Consider the following 2111-nt stretch of genomic DNA (forward strand, 5'->3'; position numbering starts at 1 on the left):
CGTCCATAAAACATCTACATACCTCCTATCTGCGTGTATCATACCAAAAATAGTCCGAAATGCGCAATACTGAAATTTCACCTATTTGAAATCCATTAGAATAGGTGAAAGATCTACAACCTAAAATAAGTTTCACCTATTTACACTAAATCAAATCAGGTGAAAACAACCCACCTTTCCAAACGCCCCCACCGACTTTCCAGCAAAACAAGCACAGGCCTACCATCGCCCGTCAACCGCCAAACCACGCGCAGTCCAGCCGAAGCCCTTATTTTACAGGCATCCGCGAGGGCCTGTCCCCGCCGAGCCTATCTCCGAAAACTCCCTGCGCATTAACGCCGCAGCGAACGATTGGTCAGGAGCTGCGTCATGTAGACCGGCAGGTAGAAAGAATATCCTATGCGGAAACCGCAAGCGATGCTACGAGCTTTCGTGCCCGGCTCTGAACAAGATCAAGAACCTCATGGCATTCATCGGGCAAGGACAGCGATTCCGCCGTCGCAGCCATCACCTGGTCGCAAAGATTCCTGATCCGGAGAAGCAATTGCGCAAAACCGAGATTCAATTCCGATGCCAGTTTCTTCCAATGCCCGTAGCAAATCGAATCAACGGAATCGGTTCCGCCGATTTTCATGGCAGGGCATTTTGAGAGCGCCGGCCAGAACACCGTAGAGACAAGATCATAGCCGGGGGCCAGCCGCCGCGAAGCCCCACGATAGAGCATGGAATAATTCTTGCCGTGCGCATCGGCATTCCCGATGATCGCATTGTAGATCAGGAGATCGACAAACGACAGGATGTCCCGCGCCGGCGACGTTGACCAACCCGAACGCAACAGCTTCACGACATCCCGTATGAGCGGTCCACCGTCCATCTGATATTTCCGTTCAGGCGCATATCCCAACGCCTGACAGAAATCCTCCTGGTGTACTCGCGTGACCGTACCCGTCTGCGGATCGACCTCGCGATCATAACGCCTGATCAGAAGACAGGGATGCCTTCCGATCCGAAGAAGTTCCGTTTCGGGAACGGACAGGCCGATGTGCCTTGCAAGCGTCATGCAGCAATGTTCATTGGCGGCAATTCCACGAAACCATTCCGACAGTTCCGGCTTGAGGATGTGCGTGCTCGGCGCATGCCCGACCGGAAGCCCGATTCGCCCGTCCTTGACAACGACAGGGAGCTTGCTTTGGGCTCCGGCAAGGGAAAGTCGCAGTTCACCTTCTCCCACAAGCAAGGGGCGTAACGGCAGGGTCTCGAGAATCGAGACCAGTTCCGAATCTGAGAGGGGCGTGAATCCACTGTCAACGGGCCGGGGATCAACCCCGTGCGGAAGAATTGTCAACGCGCCCGCACATTCCCCTCCCAACGCCTCCAAGAACGCAAAGTCATCCGTTTCCGCGATCCCGAGATAGCTTGCGATTCTGCTCCGCTGGGATTCCTCAGGCAAAAGTCCAGCAAAGAACGGCCGCAATTCGGGGCCGCTGTACGGCTCGGCTTTCAGCGGCAAGGATTGTGAGATCGGCCCCGCATGGGAATCCGAAAGATACACCGGATCATAGCAAAACTGTTCGGAACCGCTTGCGAACTTATCGTAGCTCCCGACCCTCCTGCCATTCCAGCAGACATCAAGCGACTTGACAATGGTGTCTTGCATGGGAATATCCTCAGTCCACAGAACCATTGGAAAGGACGACGTTCATTCCCAAAGCCGACAGAACCTGCAAGGCCTTGCCCATCTGACAGGTTGCCTTACCTGCTTCCAGATCGACAATGAACCTCAAACCCGTTCCGGCAACCATTGCCAATGCAGGTTGAGTAAGCCCCTGACGTTTCCGCTCCGCCCTTACCTTCTCTCCGATTTCTGCCGTAGTCATAATTCTACCCTCAAATTTACCGAACGGTATAATATCACATTCAGATGAGGTACGCAATAGCGAAATTTACCTCTCGGTAAAGTCGCGTCAGTATCAACATAAGCTCACCAAGAAAGTTCCCGTTCGGTAAATCGCAAGGACAACATCTCAAACCGACCGCCACCCCCCCAAGCCACGCACAGTCCAGCCGAAGCCCTTATTTCACAGGCATCCGCGAGGGCCTGTCCCCGCCGA

The 2111-nt window shown here is 54.1% G+C and carries 2 protein-coding genes; both read right to left on the minus strand.

Annotated elements, in window-relative coordinates; translation table 11 throughout:
• Positions 1-397 precede the first annotated feature (397 nt).
• Positions 398-1657, minus strand: a complete 1260-nt coding sequence (locus tag MJZ26_14955; GenBank protein MCQ2107076.1) for a type II toxin-antitoxin system HipA family toxin — start codon at positions 1655-1657, stop codon at positions 398-400.
• A gap of 10 nt (positions 1658-1667) precedes the next feature.
• Positions 1668-1877 carry a helix-turn-helix transcriptional regulator gene (locus MJZ26_14960; protein ID MCQ2107077.1) on the minus strand — a complete coding sequence of 70 codons (210 nt, stop codon included), beginning with the start codon at positions 1875-1877 and terminating at the stop codon, positions 1668-1670.
• Between the last annotated feature and the right edge of the window lie 234 nt (positions 1878-2111).

It is taken from the genome of Fibrobacter sp., from assembly GCA_024398965.1.
In the GTDB taxonomy this organism is placed as follows: Bacteria; Fibrobacterota; Fibrobacteria; order Fibrobacterales; family Fibrobacteraceae; genus Fibrobacter.

Coding starts and splice junctions, on each gene's coding strand:
- MJZ26_14955 (MCQ2107076.1), bottom strand. CDS start 1,657: ATGCAAGACACCATTGTCAAGTCGCTTGATGTCTGCTGGAATGGCAGG.
- MJZ26_14960 (MCQ2107077.1), bottom strand. CDS start 1,877: ATGACTACGGCAGAAATCGGAGAGAAGGTAAGGGCGGAGCGGAAACGT.